The 18,568-nt window shown below is 73.6% G+C and carries 17 protein-coding genes; 8 read left to right on the top strand and 9 right to left on the bottom strand.

From position 1 onward, the window contains the following. Nucleotide 1 precedes the first annotated feature (1 nt). From F6X51_RS22155 to F6X51_RS22140, 4 genes are read right to left on the bottom strand one after another with little or no spacing between them, the layout of a single operon-like run. Complete coding sequence (locus tag F6X51_RS22155) at nucleotides 2-835, bottom strand: ABC transporter permease (protein ID WP_150965850.1); 834 nt, start codon at nucleotides 833-835, stop codon at nucleotides 2-4. 16 nt (nucleotides 836-851) lie between these two features. After that, nucleotides 852-1,763, bottom strand: a complete 912-nt coding sequence (locus tag F6X51_RS22150) for an ABC transporter permease (protein ID WP_150965849.1) — start codon at nucleotides 1,761-1,763, stop codon at nucleotides 852-854. Further along, nucleotides 1,760-2,851 (bottom strand): ABC transporter ATP-binding protein, encoded by a 1,092-nt coding sequence (locus tag F6X51_RS22145; RefSeq protein ID WP_150965848.1) that lies wholly within the window; start codon nucleotides 2,849-2,851, stop codon nucleotides 1,760-1,762. Before F6X51_RS22145 ends, F6X51_RS22150 begins: the two co-directional genes overlap by 4 nt. Then, nucleotides 2,844-3,530 carry a Crp/Fnr family transcriptional regulator gene (locus F6X51_RS22140; protein ID WP_150965847.1) on the bottom strand — a complete coding sequence of 229 codons (687 nt, stop codon included), beginning with the start codon at nucleotides 3,528-3,530 and terminating at the stop codon, nucleotides 2,844-2,846. Before F6X51_RS22140 ends, F6X51_RS22145 begins: the two co-directional genes overlap by 8 nt. A 390-nt stretch (nucleotides 3,531-3,920) precedes the next feature. Here F6X51_RS22140 and F6X51_RS22135 point away from each other — a divergent pair, with 390 nt between their 5' ends. From F6X51_RS22135 to F6X51_RS22125, 3 genes are all read left to right on the top strand, one after another. Beyond that, nucleotides 3,921-4,826, top strand: a complete 906-nt coding sequence (locus F6X51_RS22135) for a UDP-3-O-acyl-N-acetylglucosamine deacetylase (RefSeq protein WP_150965872.1) — start codon at nucleotides 3,921-3,923, stop codon at nucleotides 4,824-4,826. Nucleotides 4,827-5,118: 292 nt separating this feature from the next. Then, a complete protein-coding gene (locus F6X51_RS22130) occupies nucleotides 5,119-6,990 on the top strand; it encodes an ABC-F family ATP-binding cassette domain-containing protein (protein ID WP_150965846.1) in 1,872 nt (623 codons plus the stop codon). A gap of 57 nt (nucleotides 6,991-7,047) precedes the next feature. Then, on the top strand, nucleotides 7,048-8,061 hold the full coding sequence (locus F6X51_RS22125; RefSeq protein WP_150965845.1) for an alpha/beta fold hydrolase: 1,014 nt from the start codon (nucleotides 7,048-7,050) through the stop codon (nucleotides 8,059-8,061). A 13-nt stretch (nucleotides 8,062-8,074) separates the two neighbouring features. On the opposite strand, the gene F6X51_RS22120 is transcribed toward F6X51_RS22125, so the two are convergent. Next, complete coding sequence (locus F6X51_RS22120) at nucleotides 8,075-9,196, bottom strand: hypothetical protein (RefSeq protein WP_150965844.1); 1,122 nt, start codon at nucleotides 9,194-9,196, stop codon at nucleotides 8,075-8,077. A 98-nt stretch (nucleotides 9,197-9,294) separates the two neighbouring features. On the opposite strand from F6X51_RS22120, the gene F6X51_RS22115 reads away from it, so the two are divergent. The 4 genes from F6X51_RS22115 (at nucleotide 9,295) to F6X51_RS22100 (ending at nucleotide 13,577) form a co-directional block, all read left to right on the top strand. Beyond that, entirely contained in the window at nucleotides 9,295-9,729 is a 435-nt protein-coding gene (locus F6X51_RS22115; protein ID WP_150965843.1) for a GlcG/HbpS family heme-binding protein, read from the top strand. Between the two features lie 4 nt (nucleotides 9,730-9,733). Next, the gene (locus F6X51_RS22110; protein ID WP_150965842.1) at nucleotides 9,734-11,344 is read left to right on the top strand and encodes a peptide ABC transporter substrate-binding protein; all 1,611 of its coding nucleotides are present in this window, start codon (nucleotides 9,734-9,736) and stop codon (nucleotides 11,342-11,344) included. Nucleotides 11,345-11,408: 64 nt separating this feature from the next. After that, entirely contained in the window at nucleotides 11,409-12,332 is a 924-nt protein-coding gene (locus F6X51_RS22105) for an ABC transporter permease (protein ID WP_150965841.1), read from the top strand. 111 nt (nucleotides 12,333-12,443) lie between these two features. Then, the gene (locus tag F6X51_RS22100) at nucleotides 12,444-13,577 is read left to right on the top strand and encodes an ABC transporter permease (RefSeq protein WP_150965840.1); all 1,134 of its coding nucleotides are present in this window, start codon (nucleotides 12,444-12,446) and stop codon (nucleotides 13,575-13,577) included. A 23-nt stretch (nucleotides 13,578-13,600) separates the two neighbouring features. Here the strand turns inward: F6X51_RS22100 and F6X51_RS22095 are convergent, their stop codons facing one another. Further along, complete coding sequence (locus F6X51_RS22095; protein ID WP_150965839.1) at nucleotides 13,601-14,422, bottom strand: transglutaminase-like domain-containing protein; 822 nt, start codon at nucleotides 14,420-14,422, stop codon at nucleotides 13,601-13,603. Nucleotides 14,423-14,665: 243 nt separating this feature from the next. Next, on the bottom strand, nucleotides 14,666-14,938 hold the full coding sequence (locus tag F6X51_RS22090) for a hypothetical protein (protein ID WP_246696952.1): 273 nt from the start codon (nucleotides 14,936-14,938) through the stop codon (nucleotides 14,666-14,668). Nucleotides 14,939-15,051: 113 nt separating this feature from the next. On the opposite strand from F6X51_RS22090, the gene F6X51_RS22085 reads away from it, so the two are divergent. Further along, a complete protein-coding gene (locus F6X51_RS22085; protein ID WP_150965838.1) occupies nucleotides 15,052-16,542 on the top strand; it encodes an MFS transporter in 1,491 nt (496 codons plus the stop codon). 21 nt (nucleotides 16,543-16,563) lie between these two features. Here the strand turns inward: F6X51_RS22085 and F6X51_RS22080 are convergent, their stop codons facing one another. Beyond that, nucleotides 16,564-17,577 (bottom strand): glucokinase, encoded by a 1,014-nt coding sequence (locus F6X51_RS22080; protein ID WP_150965837.1) that lies wholly within the window; start codon nucleotides 17,575-17,577, stop codon nucleotides 16,564-16,566. A 138-nt stretch (nucleotides 17,578-17,715) separates the two neighbouring features. Beyond that, complete coding sequence (gene otsB / locus F6X51_RS22075; protein WP_150965836.1) at nucleotides 17,716-18,471, bottom strand: trehalose-phosphatase; 756 nt, start codon at nucleotides 18,469-18,471, stop codon at nucleotides 17,716-17,718. Nucleotides 18,472-18,568: the final 97 nt, after the last annotated feature.

Below are 18,568 nucleotides of genomic sequence, written 5' to 3'. Positions count from 1 at the left end.
CTCAGGCCGGGGCGTGCCCCGTGCCGCCCGCCTTGCCGGCTTCCTTGCCGTCGTCCTTGCCGCCCTCCCCCGTCCCCCGCCCGGTGAGCCAGGAGGCCGTCAGCACCAAGAGGCTGACGGCCCCGATCAGCAGGGTCGAGGCCGCGTTGATCTCCGGGTTCACCCCGAGCCGGACCTGGCTGTAGAGTCGCATCGGCAGGGTGGTGGATCCCGGGCCCGAGACGAAGCTCGCGATCACGAGGTCGTCGAGGGACAGGGTGAAGGCCAGGAGGAAGCCGGCGCCAAGCGCCGGGGCCAGCAGCGGCAGGGTGATGCTCCAGAACACCCTGGCCGGGCCGGCCCCGAGATCGGCGGCGGCCTCCTCCAGGGCGCGGTCGAGCCCCCTCAGCCGCGCCGCCGCCACCACGGCCACGAAGCCGGTGCCGAAGGTCGCGTGCGCCACCACGATGGTGGCGATGCCCCGGTCGAGGCCGATCCCGACGAAGAGCAGCAGCAGGGACAGGCCGGTGATCACCTCGGGCATCACCATCGGGGCGTAGACGAGGCCGGTGAACAGGCCGCGCCCCGCGAAGCGCCCGTGCCGCTCCAGGGCCAGCGCCGCCAGCGTACCCAGGATCGTGGCGATCAGGCTCGCCAGCAGGGCCACCCGCAGGCTGACCCAGGCCGCCTCGATCAGGGGCCGGTCGGCCAGGAGCACCCCGTACCAGCGCGTCGAGAACCCGCCCCAGACCGTCACCAGGGCCGAGGCGTTGAACGAGTAGGCCACGAGGACGAGGATCGGGGCGTAGAGGAAACCCAGGCCGAGGATCAGGGCGATTCTGTTCGTTCCGCTCATGATTTGTTCCACATGGCTACCGGGCCGCCTCCCCCCTCCGGGTCTCGGCCTCGCGGAACAGGATGACCGGCCCGACCACGATCAGCAGCATCAGGACCGCCACCGCGGAGGCCAGCGGCCAGTCGCGGTTCGAGAAGAACTCGCCCCACAGGACCCGCCCCAGCATCAGGGTCTCCGACCCGCCGAGGAGGTCCGGGATGATGAATTCCCCCACCATCGGGATGAAGCAGAGCAGCGCCCCCGCCACCAGCCCGGGCGCGGCGAGCGGCAGGGTGACGCTCCAGAACACCCGCGTCGGCGAGGCCCCGAGATCGGAGGCCGCCTCTCGCAGCACCGGGTCGAGCCGGCTCATCACGGCGTAGAGCGGCAGCACCATGAAGGGCAGGTAGGCGTAGGTTAAGCCAATCAGAACAGCGACTTGCGTGTTCAGGATCTCGAGTGGCGCCCCGATCAGACCCAGACGCAGCAGCCCGGCATTGAGCAGCCCCTCGGGCTTCAGGATCGCGATCCAGGCGTAGACCCGGATCAGGAAGCTCGTCCAGAACGGCACCACCACGAGCGCCACGAGGATCGGCTGCCAGCGCGCGGAGGCCCGGGCCATCGCGTAGGCGACCGGCGTGCCGATGGCGATCAGGATCGCGGTGGCGGTCAGGGCGAGCGCCAGGGAGGCGAGCGCCGCATCGCGGTAGAGCGCGTCTCCCGCGAGCGTCTCGAAATTCGTGAAGTGCAGCGCTTCTAGGAAGCTCGACCAGCCCTCGACCCCCCCGGCCCAGTCGAGGACCGGCAGGTAGGGCGGCATCGCGGTCGCGGGTTCCGACAGGCTGATCTTCAGCGTGATCGCGAAGGGCACGAGGAAGAACGCCCCGAGCCAGAGCAGCGGTGGCAGCCGCACCAGCGCGCGCAACGGTCGGGCGGACCGGGGGGTCATGCGGGCAGGACCACGGCGGAGGCCGGCGCGAAGCCGAGGCGGACGTCCGCGCCGACGGGCCAGTCCGGACCGCCGCCGGGCCCACTCGCGCGCAGCACCGTGCCGTCCTCCATCCGGATGAGCCGGCGGATGCGGTCGCCGAGGAACGTGACCTCGATGACGCGCCCGGCAAGCCCCTCCCCGCTCTCGTCCGCGAGGCGGATCCGCTCCGGCCGCAGCGCCACCACGACGGCGTCCCCCGGGCCGAGGGCGGCGCCGGCGCTGGCCCGGATCGGCCCCAGCCCGGTCTCGACGGTGCGGGTCGGGCCCGCGGCATCCGCCCCGAGCCGCCCCTCGATCAGGTTCACGTCGCCGAGGAGCCCCGCCACGAAGCGGTTCGCCGGCCGCTCGTAGAGCTCGGCCGCCGCCCCGACCTGCATCAGGCGCCCGCGATCCATCACGCCGATGCGGTCGGCCATCGTCATCGCCTCGGAGGGATCGTGCGTGACCACCACGAAGCTGGTGGCGAGCCGCCGCTGCAGGGCGCGCAGCTCCGCTTGCGTCTCCTCGCGCAGGGAGCGGTCGAGGGCGCCGAGCGGCTCGTCGAGGAGGAGGACGCGCGGCTCGCGGGCGAGCGCCCGAGCGAGCGCGACCCGCTGGCGCTGGCCGCCGGAGAGGCGGTCCGGCCGCCGGTCCGCGAAGCCGTCGAGGCGCACGAGGCGCAGGAGGCCCTCGACCCGCTCCGCCGTGGCGGCGCGGGACAGGCCCAGGCCCTTGAGGCCGTAGGCGATATTCCGCGCGACGCTCATATGCGGGAAGAGCGCGTAGGACTGGAACATCATGTTCACCGGCCGCCGATGCGGCGGCAGCCCGGCGAGGTCCCGGCCGTCGAGGCCGATGCTGCCCGAGGTCGGCGTCTCGAACCCGGCGATCAGGCGCAGCAGCGTGCTCTTGCCGCAGCCTGACGGGCCGAGGAGGCAGAGGAATTCGCCCGAGCGGAGGTCGAGGCTGACATCCTCGACGGCCGTGTGGGTTCCGAACCGCTTGGTGACGTTGGCGAGCCGCAGGGGCTGCGTCTCCGGCGCGCCCGCCCGGAGGGGATCAGCCATCCTCGCGAAGGGCTTCGGCCACCCGCGCCTCGAGGAGGTCCGGCCGACGGATCACGAGAGCGCCGCGGGTGCGGTCGACGAGCCCCTCGCTCGCCATCACGGTGAACTCGCGGGTCACCTGCTCGCGGCGGCAGCCGATGCGGGCGGCGAGGACGTGGTGGTAGGGCGGCGGCGTCACCACGCGCTCGTCCCCCGCGCCCGCGCGCGGCACCGACAGGCGCAGCAGCTCCGCGTAGAGCCGGTGGCGCAGGTCGAGGAGGGCGTGCTCCATCAGGCGGGTGTTCAGCTCCCGCACGCGCTTCGTCAGCAGGCGGAACAGCCGGTCGGCGATGGGCTCGGAGGCGAAGACCATCTGGCGGAAGACGGCGGCCGGCACCACGCAGACCTCGCCGCGGGTGAGCGCCGTGACGTTGGCCGAGCGGCCGATCCCGTCGAGCGCCGCGAGCTCGCCGAAGAAGGCACCGGCCCGCATCTCGCCGAGGATGACCTCCTTGCCCGATTGCGAGCGGTTGAGGATCCGCACCTCGCCCGCGGCCAGGAAGTACACGTCGGTCGAAACGTCATCGTAATCGACCAGAACCTCGTTCTCGTCGAACCGCCGCCAATGGCATCGGGTCTCGAAGGGTGCGAGCTCGATGCCCGGCTCCTTGAAGAACGGAATGCTCGCTAGCCGACCCATCCCCTCAGCCCCCACGGAATCCGACGCAACCACGCCCGGCACGCTCCCGTCGCGCAAGCCTTCGATACTTCGGCCGTGAGGGAGCAAAGGGCCGGTTGGACCCGAATGTCGGCAACGTCAAGCTGCCTGCGATCGTGGCGGCAGCGTTTACACCGGTCAAGTCGAGGCCGGGTGATCGACGTGGATGAACCATAATGGTGGATGCGCCGCGCCGGACAGTGCCGATGACGAACCTTTTACTTCCGCCAAGCTCCGGCACCCGATAGGCAGCGCGACCGGATCTGAACCGGCGCAGGGCCTTGGCCACGATGTCGAACCGTCCGGTGACCGCCGCTGCCTCCCCGATCCCCCAATTCCGCCGGCCCGGGTGACATGTCTGCCCTTCCCGCCATGTTCGAGACATCGGGACCCTGGACGGTCCCCGTCCGCGCCCCGGCCCCCGCGCAGGCGACGATCGCCAATGCCTTCGCCCGCCAGGGGCGGAGTCTCCACACCGGGCGCAACGCCGCCGTGCGTGTCTCCCCGGCCGAGGCCGGCACCGGCATCGTGTTCCGACGCCGGCTGCGCAACGGCCTGGCGATCACGGTCCCGGCCCTGTGGCCGGCCCGGGTCTCCCAGCCCCTGTGCACCGCCCTCCAGGCGTCCGATGGGACGCTGGTCCGCACGGTCGAGCACCTGCTCGCCGCCCTCAGCGCCCTCGCGATCGACAACGCCCTGGTGGAGATCGACGGTGAGGAACTGCCGATCTTCGACGGCAGCGCGGCCCCCTGGTGCGCGGCGATCCGCGACGTCGGCCGGACCGAGCTCGCGGCCCCCCGTCGGATGATCCGGGTGCGCCGGACCGTCGAGGTCCGGGACGGTCGGCGCTCCCTGCGCATCGAGCCGGCGCCGAGCCTCTCGATCGCCGCGAGCCTGTCGCTCGCGCATTTCGGCGAGATGCGGTGGCAGGGCGCGATCACGCCCGAGACCTTCCAGCGCGATCTCGCCCCGTCGCGCAGCTTCGGGCGCCTGAAATGGGCGTTGCCGACCAAGCTCTACGCCTACGCCACCGGCCGCCCGCTCCTGCGCGGTGCCAACCTGTCGACCACCGCCGCGATCTTCGGGAATCGCGTCATCGGGGGCATGCGCGTGCCCGATGAGCCCGTGCGCCACCGCATCCTCGACCTCGTGGGGGACCTGTCGCTCGCCGGGCACCCGATCCTCGGTCATGTCACGGCGGCGCATACGGGCCACGAACTGAACCACGCCCTCGTCGCCAAATTGATGCGGGACGCCTCGGCCTGGGACTTCGTCTGAGGCAGCTCACGAATCGAGCCGCTCGCTGAGGCAGCGCGCGATGGCCTCGCGCAATCGCAGGCGCCAGCCGCCGCGCTCGGGCTCGGAGAAGATCTGAAAGGCGCGCCGCATCCGGGACCATCCGCGCCCCCGGCACGCGGGAACGCCGTGAACGAGCCCGGCGAACGGCGCACCCGGTGCGGACGCGGCCGGCCCGCTTAGGCGCCGGACACCCCCGAACCCGCAACCCTCGCGGTACGATCCGGTGCATTGGCCGCTTGCCTCGCGGCGCGTGCCTCGCCAGAACGCCCCCATGCTCCGCGTCAACGACCTCACCTACCGCATCGGCGAGCGCCTGATCCTCGACCGCGCCTCCTTCGCGATCCCCGACCGTGCCCGCGTCGGGCTCGTCGGGCGGAACGGAGCGGGCAAGACCACGCTGTTCAGGGCCATCCTCGGCGACATTCCCACCGAGGGCGGCACCATCGGACTGCCGAAGGGCATGCGCATCGGCGCCGTCGCGCAGGAGGCCCCCGCCGGCCCCGAGACGCTGCACGCGGTGGTCCTGGCCGCAGACACCGAGCGGAGCCGCCTGATGGCGGAGGCCGAGCACGCCGAGGGCCTGCGCCGGGCCGAGATCGAGACCCGGCTCGTCGATATCGGGGCGCACTCTGCGCCCGCGCGCGCCGCCGCGATCCTGCACGGGCTCGGCTTCGACGCGGAGGCGCAAGGCCGTCCCTGCTCCGACTTCTCCGGCGGCTGGCGCATGCGCGTCGCGCTGGCCGCGGTGCTGTTCTCCGAGCCCGACCTGCTCCTCCTCGACGAACCCACCAACTACCTCGACATCGAGGGCACGATCTGGCTCTACGATTACCTCGAGCGCTATCCGCGCACGGCCATCATCATCAGCCACGACCGCGACCTGCTCGACGAGTGCGTGGACCACATCCTCCACCTCGAGCGCGGTCAGCTGACCCTCTGGCGCGGCGGCTACACCGCCTTCGCCCGCCAGCTCTCCGAGAAGCGCGTGCTCCAGGTGAAGGCGCGGGCGAAGCAGGAGGCCGAGCGGGCCCATCTCCAGAGCTTCGTCGACCGCTTCAAGGCCAAGGCGACGAAGGCCCGCCAGGCCCAGTCGCGCGTGAAGCGCCTCGCCAAGATGGAGCCGATCGCGGCCCTGATCGAGGACGACGTGCCGGTGATCCACCTGCCGAGCCCGGAACGGCCGCTCTCGCCGCCGATCGTCGCGATGGAGCGGGTCCAGGCGGGCTACGCCGACCGGATCGTCCTCTCGGGCCTCAACCTCAGCCTCGCGCCCGACGACCGCGTGGCGCTGCTCGGGGCCAACGGCAACGGCAAGTCGACCCTCTGCAAGCTGATCGGCGGCCGGCTGCCGCCCCTCGCGGGCGAGCTCAAGCGCTCGGGCAAGATGGAGGTCGCGTATTTCGCGCAGCATCAGCTCGACGAGCTGCGCCCGGCCGAGAGCGCCTACGCCCATGTCCGCGAGCGGATGCCGGACGTGCCGGAGGCCAGGGTGCGCGCCGCGACCGCGCGACTCGGCTTTCCGGCCAACAAGGCGGACACCCCCGTCGCGCAACTCTCCGGCGGCGAGAAGGCGCGGCTCCTGATGGGGCTCGCCGCCTTCAACGGGCCCCATCTCCTCATCCTCGACGAGCCGACGAACCACCTCGACATCGAGAGCCGGCAGGCCCTCGTCGAGGCCATCAACGACTACGAGGGCGCGGTGATCCTGGTCTCGCACGACCGCTTCCTGGTGGAGGCCTGCGCCGACCGGCTCTGGCTCGTGGCGAACGGCTCCGTCAAGACCTTCGACGGCGACATGGACGATTATCGCCGCCTCATCCTCGCGGGGCCCGAGCGCGAGGAGAGCCGCAATTCGGAGGGGAACGGGGGCCAGAAGGCGGAGGCGCGCCGCTCAGCCGTCGAACGCCGCGCCGCTCTGGCGCCGCTGCGCAGGAAGCTCGAGGCCGTCGAGGCGCGGATGGCCAAGCTCTCGGAGGCCGTCGCCAAGATCGATGCGGCGCTCGCGGACGGCTCGGCCTTCCAGCAGAACCCGGCCAAGGCCGGCGAGCTCGCCCGGATGCGGGCCGAGGCGGCGGGCGCCCTCGGCAACGCCGAGGAGGAGTGGCTCGCCCTCAGCGGGGAGATCGAGGCCGCGAACGCCTGAGGCAACGTTCGCCGCGCCCGCGACGTTGTCGCCCCAACTCCGTGACGAGGCGCAACGATGGCGAGCCGATCCGAGCCTACCCTCCCGGCCCGGGTTTCGAGGATCGGCAAGACCGTCGGGCTCGGCGCCCTGGGGGCTGCCGCGGGCTGGCTCGCCTACAGCCGCCTCGGCATCGACCACCGGATGCCGCTCCCCCCGGCCCTGCCCGGCCGGCGCGCGGACTTGCCGACCCGCGGCGGCGTGGTCGGCCTCTACGGCGACGGCCCGAACGAGGGGACGCCGCTCCTCCTGATCCATTCGATCAATGCGGCGGCGAACGCCTACGAGGTGCGCCCGCTCTACCTCCATTACGGCCGGGCCCGGCCCGTCTACGCCCTCGACCTGCCGGGCTTCGGCTTCTCGGAGCGGCGCCGGCGCGCCTACACGCCGCGCCTGATGGTCGACGCGATCCACGCGGTGGCCGGCCTCGTCCGGCGGCGGCACGGCGGTGCGCGCCTCGATGCCGTCGCGCTCTCGCTCTCGGCGGAATATCTCGCCCGCGCGGCCCTGGAGCAGGCGCAGGATTACCGGAGCCTCGGGCTGATCAGCCCGACCGGGTTCGACGCGCGCCTCGCCGGCCGCGGCCCCCTGGGCGGGCACCGGGGGAACGAGGCCGTTCGGTCCGCGGTCGACAATCCGCTCTGGGGCCGGGCCCTGTTCGACGCGCTCGTCAGCCGGCCGAGCATGCGCTACTTCCTGGAGAAGACCTGGGGATCGCGCCGGATCGACGAGGGGCTACTGGCCTACGATTACGCCTCGGCGCATCAGCCGGGCGCCGAGCACGCGCCCTTCTCGTTCCTGGCCGGCCACCTGTTCCCGACGGACGCCACCCGCCTCTACGAGGCCCTGTGGCTGCCCGTCTGGATGGTCCACGGCGAGCGCGGCGACTTCGTGGATTACCGCCACGCGGCGGGGTTCCGGGAGCGTCCGAACTGGACGATCGAGCGGATGCCGACCGGGGCCTTCCCGCATTTCGAGCGGCTCGGCGCCGTCACCCGCAGCTACGACGCCTTCCTGGCCAAGCTCGGCTGAGGCGGGCCCGCCCTCAGGGCACGCGCCAGCGCGAGTAGCCGACGAGGCGGGCGAGGTGCTCGGCGGCGGCCTCGGCGAGGTCGGCCGGGACGCGCTGCCAGGGGGCGGGCGCGCGAAAGCCGAAATGCCGGACCGTCTCGGCCATCAGGGTCTCGATCTGCGCCTCGGTCTCGGGCGGGATCGCGTGTCCCGCCAGCTCGTTCGGCGGCCGGGGCGGGGCCTGCTGGACCGCGGCGCTCCAGGGGACGCCCCAGAGCGCGTGGGCGAAGCGCTCGTTCGGGAGGGCGTAGCGCGCCTCGACCCGGGCGCGCATCTCCGGGGCCTCGCCCCGGAAGGGCTCCGGGTCGAGGCCCCGGCTCCAGGCCGCGTCGTCGAGGACGTGGCCGATCCGGCGGGAATGGCCCCGGACCTGGCGGTGCACCCGCAGGCGGCGCAGGCGGCGCGCCGCCTCGACGGCGATCGGGCCGGGGCTGCGGTTGGTGACGAGGCGCTGCGTCTCCGCGCTCATCAGGGGGAAGAGGCGGTCCGCGAGGCCGAGGTCGCGCACGACACGCTGCAGGAGCGGCGCCTCGGAGCGGGCGTCGCGCAGGGGAATCGCGGTGACGCGGCCGTCGGCGGCGCGGCGCCACGGCTCGATCAGGGCGGCGTAGTCGAGGCGGCCGGAGCGCCAGGTCTGGCGGGCGAAGCCCCGGAAGGTGCGGGTCTCGCGGACGAGCTGGGCCAGGTGCGCGTAGGCGGAATTGAGCTGCTCGAATTGCGGCTTGACCACGATGGCGACCTCCGTCCGGAAGCCGTGGGCCTTGAACAAATCATGAACGATCCGCGGGATTCCGAGCCCCGGCTTCTGGACGGCGAAATCCTCGTAGGACAGGATCACCGTGTCGGCCCGGGTCGAGCCCAGGATCCCGGACAGGCGCGCCAGCGCCGCCGCCCGCTCGCGGGCCGGGCGGCGGCCGTCGAGGGCCTCGCCGAGGGGCTGGTGGTTCACGTCCGCCCCGGCGGGGCTGCCGGGCGGGGCGAGCTCGGGATAGAGCAGCCCGACGCCGCCGAGCTGCGGCCGGAGGGTGGTCAGCACCGCCTGGAGCGAGGTGGACCCCGTCCGCGGCATTCCGATATGGATGATCCCCCGACGCATGGTCCCTTCCCGGTCCGTCCTGTCCTGATGCAACCTGGGCGTGTTTTTATACGAAGATGCCCGCAAAGGGCGAGGCCGCCCGCCATCCGAGATCCCAGATGACCGAACTGACCCTCGCCGCCGCCCGCACCATCGTGACGACCGCCCTGGAGACGGCCCGCGCCCGCGGCCTGAAGCCCCTGGCGGTGGCGGTCTATGACGCCCGCGGTTCTCTGAAATGTGTCCAGGTCGAGGACGGCACCTCCCTGCGCCGCGCCGAGATCGCGCTCGGCAAGGCCAACGGCGCGCTGGCCCTCGGCCTCGGCTCCCGGGCGATCGCCAGGCGGGCCGAGGAGCAGCCCCACTTCGTGGCCGCCGTCAGCCACCTCGTCGGCCCCGCCGCCCTGGTGCCGGTGGCCGGGGGCGTGCTGATCCGCGCCGGCGCCCGGATCCTCGGGGCGGTCGGGATCTCGGGGGACACCTCAGACAACGACGAGATCTGCGCGGTGGCGGGCATCGAGGCCGCGGGCCTCGAGGCCGATACCGGCGCCTGAGCCGGTGCGCCCGCGCCGCAGGGACTGGCTCGCGGGCGCCGCCGCCCTGGCGGCCACGGCCGCCGCGGCGCGCCGGCCGGCGCGGGCCACCGGGGAGCCCGGCCTCTACCGGCGCGGCAACGATGCCGACCCGGAGACCCTCGACCCGCACAAATCCTCGACGGTGGCCGAGGCCCACATCCTGCGCGACCTCTACGAGGGCCTCCTCACCTACGACAACCGGGGCGCCATCATCCCGGGGGCGGCGGAGAGCTGGTCCGTCTCCGAGGACGGCCTGACCTACACCTTCCGGCTGCGCGCGGACGGGGCCTGGTCGAACGGCGACCCGGTGACGGCGGGGGATTTCGTGTTCTCGCTCCGCCGCATCCTGGCGCCCGAGACCGCGGCGAAATACGCCGAGGTGCTCTATCCCCTGCGCCACGCGGCGGCCGTGAACCGGGGCGAGCGCCCTCCCGGGGAGCTCGGCGTCGCCGCCCCCGATCCCCGGACCCTGGTGATCACCCTCGAGGGGCCGACGCCCTATCTCCTCGAGCTCCTCACCCACCAGACCTCGATCCCCGTGCACCCGCCCTCGGTCGCGGCGCACGGGGACGGCTTCACCCGGCCGGGCCGCCTCGTCTCGAACGGGGCCTACATCCTCGCCGGGCTGGTGCCGAACGACCGCATCACCCTGGAGCGCAACCCCCGCTTCCACGACGCGGGCAGCGTCGCGATCCCCCGGGTCGCCTTCATCCCGACCCCGGACCTCGCCAGCGCGGTGCGGCGCTTCGCGGCCGGCGAGGTCGATTCGCTGGCCGACCTGCCGGGCGACCAGATGACGGCGCTGAAGGCCCGCTTCGGCGATCAGGTCGTGCTCGGCCCGGCCCTCGGCGTCACCGTCCTGGCGGCCAACACCCGCAAGGCTCCCTTCTCGGACGTCCGGGTGCGGCGCGCCCTGTCGCTTGCCATCGACCGGGAGTTCCTGGCCGACGCGGTCTGGGGCGGCACCATGACGCCGGCCTATTCCCTCTGCCCGCCGGGCCTCGACCATTACGGCACGCCCCCGGAGACGCCGGGGCGCGAGGCCCTGCCGATCGACAACGAGGCCGAGGCCCTGCGCCTCCTGGCCGAGGCCGGCTACGGGCCGGGCGGGCGCAGGCTCAGCGTCGAGTACCGCTTCAACACCACCGACAACAACCGCAACACCGCGGTGGCGACCGCCGACATGTGGCGCGGCCTCGGCATCGAGACCCGCTTCGTCTACACCGACGCCAAGACCCACTTCGCCCACCTGCGCGACGGCGGCGATTTCGACCTGGCCCGGATGTCCTGGATCGCCGACTACGCCGACCCGCAGAACTTCCTGTTCCTGCTCGCCGCCGGCAACGACGGCATGAATGCGGGCCGCTACGCCGACCCCGCCTACGACGCGCTCCTGGGGCAGGCGGCGGCCGAGCGAGACCTCGCCCGCCGCGCCGACCTCCTGGCCCGGGCGGAGGCCATCCTGATGCGGGACCTGCCCTGGATCCCGCTGCTGCATTACCGCTCGAAGGCCCTGATCGCGCCCCGCCTCCACGGCTACCACCCGAACCTGCGCAACGCCGCCCCGACCCGCTTCCTGAGGCTCGACGCGTGAGCGGCCCGGGCGGCGCCGCGCCGCGTCCGGGCACCCCGCCGCGCGGACGCCGCAGGGGCTCGCGATGATCGCCTACACCCTGCGCCGCCTGCTCCAGGCGGTGCCGACCCTGGTCCTGGTGATCACCTTGAGCTTCTTCCTGATGCGCCTCGCGCCGGGCGGGCCGTTCGACCTCGAGCGCCCCCTGCCCCCGGCCGCGATGGAGAACCTGCGCCGGGTCTACGGCCTCGACCAGCCGCTGCCGGTGCAGTTCGCCCGCTATCTCGGGGCCCTGGCGACGGGGGATCTCGGGCCCTCCTTCTCGTTCCGCGACCTCAGTGTGGCGGACCTGTTCGCCCGCGGCCTGCCGGTCTCCATGACCCTGGGGAGCCTGGCGCTCGCCCTGGCGCTCGCCGTCGGCATCGGGCTCGGCACCCTCGCGGCGACGCGGCAGGGGGGCGCAGCCGACCGTCTCGTCGGGCTCCTCGCCGCCCTCGCCCTCTCGGTGCCGAGCTTCGTGGTGGCGCCCCTGCTGCAGATCGCCTTCGGGCTGTCCCTGCGCTGGCTGCCCCTGAGCGGCTGGGAGGGCGGCGCGCCCTCCCATCTCGTCCTGCCGGTGATCACGCTGGCCCTGCCCCAGATCGGCGCCATCGCGCGGCTCACCCGCACGTCGATGGCCGAGGCCCTGCGGGCCCAGCACGTCCGGACCCTGCGCGCGATGGGCCTGCCGCCCCTGGCCGTCGCCCGCCACGCCCTGCGCGGGGCGCTCCTGCCCGTCGTGGCGATCCTCGGGCCGCTCGCCGCCGCGATGCTGACGGGCTCCGTCGTGGTCGAGACCATCTTCGGCCTGCCCGGCATCGGCCGCTACTTCGTCGACGGGGCGCTCAACCGCGACTACACGCTGGTGATGGGCACGGTGGTGCTGGTGGCGGTGCTCGTCCTCCTCTTCAACCTCGCGGGCGACCTCCTCTCGGCCCTCCTCGACCCGCGCCTGAGGCTCGGGGCATGAGGTTCGGGGCCATGAGGTTCGGGGCCATGAGGTTCGGGGCCGTGAGGTTCGAGGCATGAGGTTCGACGTCTCGGGGCGTCCGGGCGCGGCGCCCGCCCGCCCCGCCCGCGCATGAGCGCGCTCGCGTCCCCGGACGGCCCCCGCCGCGTCGTCCCCCACCGGGTCCCCCCCTGGCGCCTCGCCCTGGGGCGGCTCGCCCGCAACCGCGGCGCCGTGGCGGCGCTCGCCGTGCTGGCCGCGGTGGCGCTCGCCTGCCTCGTCGGCCCGTTCCTGACCGGGCACGCGCCGGAGCGCGCCTATCCGGACCTGCGCCAGCTCGCCCCGGGCCTCGCCGCCGAGCCGGGGCCGGAGCGGCTCGGCCCGGCCCTGGAGCGCCTCGCCTTCCGGATGCGGGCGCGGGTCGAGGCCTACGCGGTGGCGGAGGGCCGCCTGCGCCTGACGCTCCGGGCCGATCGGCCGATCGAGGCCCGCTCCCTCGTCTACCTGCCCCGCTCGGACCTGTTCGGCGAGGCGACGGTGATCGAGCGCGCCGAGGCGGGCCACCGCCTCGTGGTCGAGGCCCCGGTCCGCCGGCTGCGCTTCCCCCTCGGCACCGACGTGCACGGGCGCGACCTCCTGAGCCGCAGCCTCGTGGCGGGGCGCGTCTCCCTGCTGATCGGCCTCGTGGCGACGGCGGTCGCGCTCCTCGCGGGCGTCGCCTACGGGGCGGTGTCGGGCTTCCTCGGCGGCCGGGTCGACGCCGTGATGATGCGCCTCGTCGACATCCTCTACGCCCTGCCCTTCGTGTTCTTCGTGATGGTGCTGGTGGTGTTCTTCCGGGCGAGCCTCGCGCTGATCCTGATCGCCATCGGGGCCGTCGAGTGGCTCGACATGGCCCGGATCGTGCGCGCCGAGACCCAGGCCCTGCGCCGCCGCGACTTCGTGCGCGCCGCCGAGGCGCTCGGCCTCTCGACCCTGGCGATCCTGCGCCGCCACATCGTCCCGAACACGCTCGGGCCCGTCACGGTGGCGGCGACGCTGCTGGTGCCCCGGGTGATCCTGCTCGAGAGCTTCCTGTCCTTCCTCGGCCTCGGCGTGCAGGAGCCGCAGACGAGCTGGGGCGTGCTGATCGCCGATGGGGCGCGGGCGATCGAGTCGGCCCCCGCGATGCTCGCCGCCCCGGCCGCCTTCCTGGTCGCCACCCTGATGGCGCTCAACATCCTGGGCGACGGACTCGCCGACGCCCTCGATCCGCGGGGCCGCTGAGGCCGTGCCCCGTCCCGTCCCGTTCAGGCCGCGGCGGGCTCCGGCGCCTCCTCGGTGGTGACGCGGAACGCCAAGAGGGTGTTCGGCCCGAAGGTCAGGGTCAGGGGCACGTCGGCGGCGTCGCGCCCGTAGGCGATCAGGATGCGGCCGACGCGCGAGCTGTTGTTGCGCGGGTCGAAGGTGTGCCAGCGGCCCCCGAGATAGACCTCCATCCAGGCCGCGAAATCCCCCGGCGCGTGCGGCAGGGGCAGGCCGATGTCGCTGACATAGCCGTTGCAGTAGCGGGTCGGGATGTTGAGGCAGCGGCAGAACGCGATGGCGAGGTGCGCGTAGTCGCGGCAGACTCCCCGCTGCTCCTCGAACACGTCGTAGGCCGTGCGGGTCGGGCGGGCATGCTCGTACCCGAAGGTGATCCGGTCGTGCACGTAGTCGCAGATCGCCTGGACCCGGCTCCAGCCGGGGGGCAGGTGGCCGAACAGGTCCCAGGCGATGTCGGAGAGCCGGTCGGTCTCGCAGTAGCGGCTGCCGAGCAGGAACAGCACGCTGTCCGATGGCAGCGTCTCGATCGCGGTCTCCTGCGCGCCCGGATCCAGGGTGTCGCCGCTGCCGTGGTCGCGCACCACCGTGTCGGTCCTCAGGGTGAAGCGGCCGGCCGGGGCGACCATGCGGTTGCACCAGTTGCCGAAGCTGTCGCGGTAGCCGTCGAGGGGCACCGCCGGGCTGGTGATCAGGTAGTCCGGCCGCTCGAGGTCGGAGAAGCGCGAGGCATGGACGTTGAGCGTCGCGATGACGGGGGTGGGCCGCGGGAAATCGTAGGTCATCTCGCAGCCGACAAGAATGCGCATGGGCTCTCTCCAGAGAGGCGGGACGGGGCTCCATGCCGGTCATCGGTGAAGGGCGGGAGGCGCGCTGGCAGGTGAGCCCCGGTCGGATGAGCGCGGCCCGAGCCTAGCACGGAATCCGGGGGGCAAGCGGGTGCCGTTTCCCGCGCCGCCGCGCCGCCGCGCCGGGGACGGCCGCGCCGCCCCGGGCGATCCGGCGCGGAGAGGGCCGGGATCCCGGGCGGCGCGGGCCGCGCCGTTCCGGTCTCAGCGGGTCGCGATCAGGGCCGGGTAGACCATCCGGACGTGGCGCCGCGCCTCCGGGACCGCGCCCGCGGGGGCGCTCGCCGGGTGGCCCGGGGCGGCGGGGCCGGCCTCGGTCGGGCGCAGGGACCAGCGCTCGGCGCCCGACAGCGCCACGGGCCGGCGCGCGGGGGCGAGCGTCGCGTCGGCGCCCTGGGTCGGGGCGCCCGCGAGGCTGATCAGGATTGCCGCGGCGCGGATCGCGAGGGTCGTCGAAAGTTTCCGGAACGGTTTCATGGGGCGCTGCCGTGTGAGCGCCCTAGATGAACCCCGGCGGGTGAAGGCTTGTGCGGATCCGGACGATTCGCAACCGGTCACCAACAGAAGTCTTGGCGGAGGGTAAACGATCGATGGCGAGCAGAGCGGAGACGGCCCCCGGCGCGAGAACGCCCGCAAAGTCTCCTGAACGCGTGCCGATGGGGACGGTGGTGGACACCGACATCTCCGCCCGCCTCGACCGGCTGCCCTGGGGACGCTTCCACGTCCTGGTGATCGTGGCGCTCGGCATCACCTGGGTGCTCGACGGGCTCGAGGTGACCCTCGCGGGCTCCCTCGTGGGCGCCTTGCGCCAGCCGCCGATGTCGTTCTCGGAATTCGACGTCGGGCTCGCGGCGAGCGCCTACCTCGTCGGCGCCGTCACGGGGGCCCTCGGCTTCGGCTGGCTCACCGACCGGATCGGGCGCAAGAAGCTGTTCTTCATCACCCTGGCGCTCTACCTCGCGGCCACCGCCGCCACGGGGTTGTCCTGGAATATCTACAGCTTCTGCCTGTTCCGCTTCCTCACCGGGGCGGGCATCGGGGGCGAGTACACGGCGATCAACTCGACGATCCAGGAGCTGGTCCCGGCCCGGGTGCGCGGCTGGACCGACCTCGTCATCAACGGCTCGTTCTGGATCGGGGCGGCGCTCGGCTCCTTCCTGTCGATCGTGGCCCTGCGCCCGGGGCTGATCGACCCGGCCTGGGGCTGGCGCATCGCCTTCTTCGTCGGCGGCGGCATCGGCCTCGTGATCCTGCTCCTGCGCACCTGGATCCCCGAGAGCCCGCGCTGGCTCGTCACCCACGGCTACGTGGCGGAGGCCGACCGGGTCGTGACCGGCATCGAGAAGCGCTTCACCGACGAGGGCATCACCCTGCCGCCCCCCGACGAGAGCAAGCGCCTGCGCCTCAGGACCCGCAGCCACACCCCCCTCTCGGAGGTGTTCGGCGCGATGTTCCGCACCAACCGGCGCCAGACCTTCGTGGGCCTCGCCCTGATGATCGCCCAGGCCTTCTTCTACAACGCCCTGTTCTTCACCTACGCGCTGGTGCTGGAGCGCTTCTACGGGGTGCCGGGGGACCATGTCGGCTGGTACCTGCTGCCCTTCGCCCTCGGCTCCTTCCTGGGGCCGCTGCTGCTCGGGCGCCTGTTCGACACGGTCGGCCGCCGCCCGATGATCGCGGCGACCTACGGCATCTCGGCGCTGCTGCTCGCGGGCGCCGGATACCTGTTCCAGATCGGGATGTTCGGGCCCGTCGGGCAGACGGCGGTCTGGATGGTGGTGTTCTTCTTCGCCTCCGCGGCCGCCTCCTCGGCCTACCTGACGGTGGCCGAGACCTTCCCCCTCGAGATCCGGGCGCTCGCCATCGCGGCCTTCTACGCCATCGGCACCGGCATCGGCGGCGTCTCGGGGCCGCTCCTGTTCGGCTCCCTGGTGGAGAGCGGCTCGCGCGGCTACGTCCTCGTCGGCTACCTGATCGGCGCGGCCCTGATGGCGGTGGCGGCGGTGGTCGGCGGGATCTACGGCACCGCCGCCGAGGGCAAGTCGCTGGAGGCGGTCTCGAAGCCGCTGGCGGCGGCCTGAGGGGGCGGGCGGGGCCGGGGCTTACCCGGCCCGCCAGACCTGGCCGTGATACACGAAGGTCTCGCCCTCGCTCGCCAGCGCCGCGAGGCCGCTCAGCGCCGGGTCGTGGACCGCGATCACGCTGGTGGGGATCGCCCGCATCATCGCCGCGAAAGGGGCCTTGCGCTCGAAGGCCTCGCGGAACGGGCCCGATTCCAGCACCCGCACGATCCGGGGCGCGATGCCCCCCCCGATATAGACCCCGCCGGTGGCCAGGAAGGTCAGCGCGAGGTCGCCGCAGACCCGCCCGAGGAGGCGGGCGAACAGCTCCAGCGCCTCCGCCGCGTGAGGGTCGTCCGCCGCGAGCCCCGCCTGGGTGATGGCGGCGGGGTCGAGCTTGTCGCCCCGCTCCCCCGTGCGCACCCGGCGCAGCGCCGCGTGGATGCGGGCGAGGCCGGGGCCCGAGAGCAGCGTCTCGACGGTGATCCGCCCCTCGACCCGCTCGAGGGCGTGCCAGAGCGCCTCCTCGTCGGCATCGGCCGGGCCGAAATCGGTGTGGCCGGCCTCCGTCGACACGATGGCGAGGCGGTCGGCGTAGGGCACGAGCGCCGCCGCCCCGAAGCCGGTGCCGGGCCCGAGCACGAGGCGGGCGCCGCCCTTCGCCTCGATCCGGGGGCCGATCGGCGTGAGGTCGCCCGGGGCGAGGCCCGCCGCGCCCGCCGCGACGGGGACGTAATCGTTGACGATTACCGCCGAGGACAGCCCGAAATCCGCCCCGAGCCGGGCCCCGGCGATCACCCAGTGGGCGTTGGTGAGCTGCACCTCCGGCCCGTCGACCCGCCCCGCGATGGCGAGGATGGCCGAGCGCGGCGCGGCGGGGCCCCGCCCATCCCGCGCGCCCTTGGCGAGGGCGGCCCGGACCGCGCTCGAGGGGTCGGGATGGCCGGCCGTCTCCTCGTGCGAGAGCAGGCGCGGGGCCGCGCCCGTCTCCTCCACCAGGGCGAAGCGGGCATTGGTGCCGCCGATATCGCCGACGAGAACCGGGAATTCGAACATGCGCGAGACGTCCCTCCTGCACCGGCCCGGCCGGAATGGTCTTCGGATCCGGCCCCTCGGCACCGGCTCGGCCGAGCCGGCACCTTAGCGTCGCCGCCCCGGGCCGGGGAGGCCCCGGGCCCGGGTGACCCCGGGGCGTCACGCCCGCGGCAGCGCCTCCGGGTCGAACCGGCCGGTCTCGGCCCAGGCGTAGAGCAGGCCGCGCACCGCCTCGGGATCGGCGAGGCGGCGCGCCGCCGCCGTCTCCCCCGGGCCGACCCGGATGCTGAGGCCTCCGTCCTGGTTGACGGCCTCGAAGGCGAGCTCATCCGTGCGGTCGTCGCCGAGGAAGACCGCGCGGCGGCCCGCGTAGGGTGGGCGCTGCATCAGGGCCCGGATGGCGTGGCCCTTGGTGGCGGCGGCCGGCACGATCTCCCCCACCGCCTTGCCGAGCTGCAGCCGGTAATCCCCGGCGAGGTCCGCCGCGACGGCCCTGACCGCCGCCTCGGCCCGCTCGGCGTCGCTCGGGGTGGCGAGGCGCCAGTGCACCGCCACCGAGGCGCCCTTGTCCTCGATCAGCACCGCGTCGAGATCGGCCACCAGGGCCTGCAACTGCGGCAGGCGCGCGCGCAGCTCCGGATGGTCCTCCGCCCGTCCGCCGACCTGCACCCCGTCGATCCGGAGCTCGACCCCGTGCAGGCCCGCCACGTCGAAGCGGGCGGGCGCCAGGAAATCGTCGATCACGCCGACGGGCCGCCCGGTCACGACGGCGAGCGCCCCGCCGAGACGCCCGCGCAGGCGCTCCAGCGCCGGCGCGAGCTCGGGGGCGACCCGCACCTGGTCGGGCCGCGGCGCGATCTCCACCAGGGTGCCGTCGAAGTCGAGGAAGAGGGCGTCGTCGCTCTGGCCGGTCACGCGGAACTCCGTTCGTCGGATCAGGCCTGCGCTAGCACGCCGCGCCCCGGGGGCAAACGTCCCGCCCTACCTTGCGGGGCACGAGTCCGAGACGGGA

Origin of the sequence: Methylobacterium planeticum, from assembly GCF_008806345.1 — a bacterium.
Taxonomy (GTDB): Bacteria; Pseudomonadota; Alphaproteobacteria; order Rhizobiales; family Beijerinckiaceae; genus Methylobacterium; species Methylobacterium planeticum.
The sequence above is the reverse complement of the archived record's forward strand: the minus strand, read 5'-3'. Positions and strand labels throughout refer to the sequence as shown.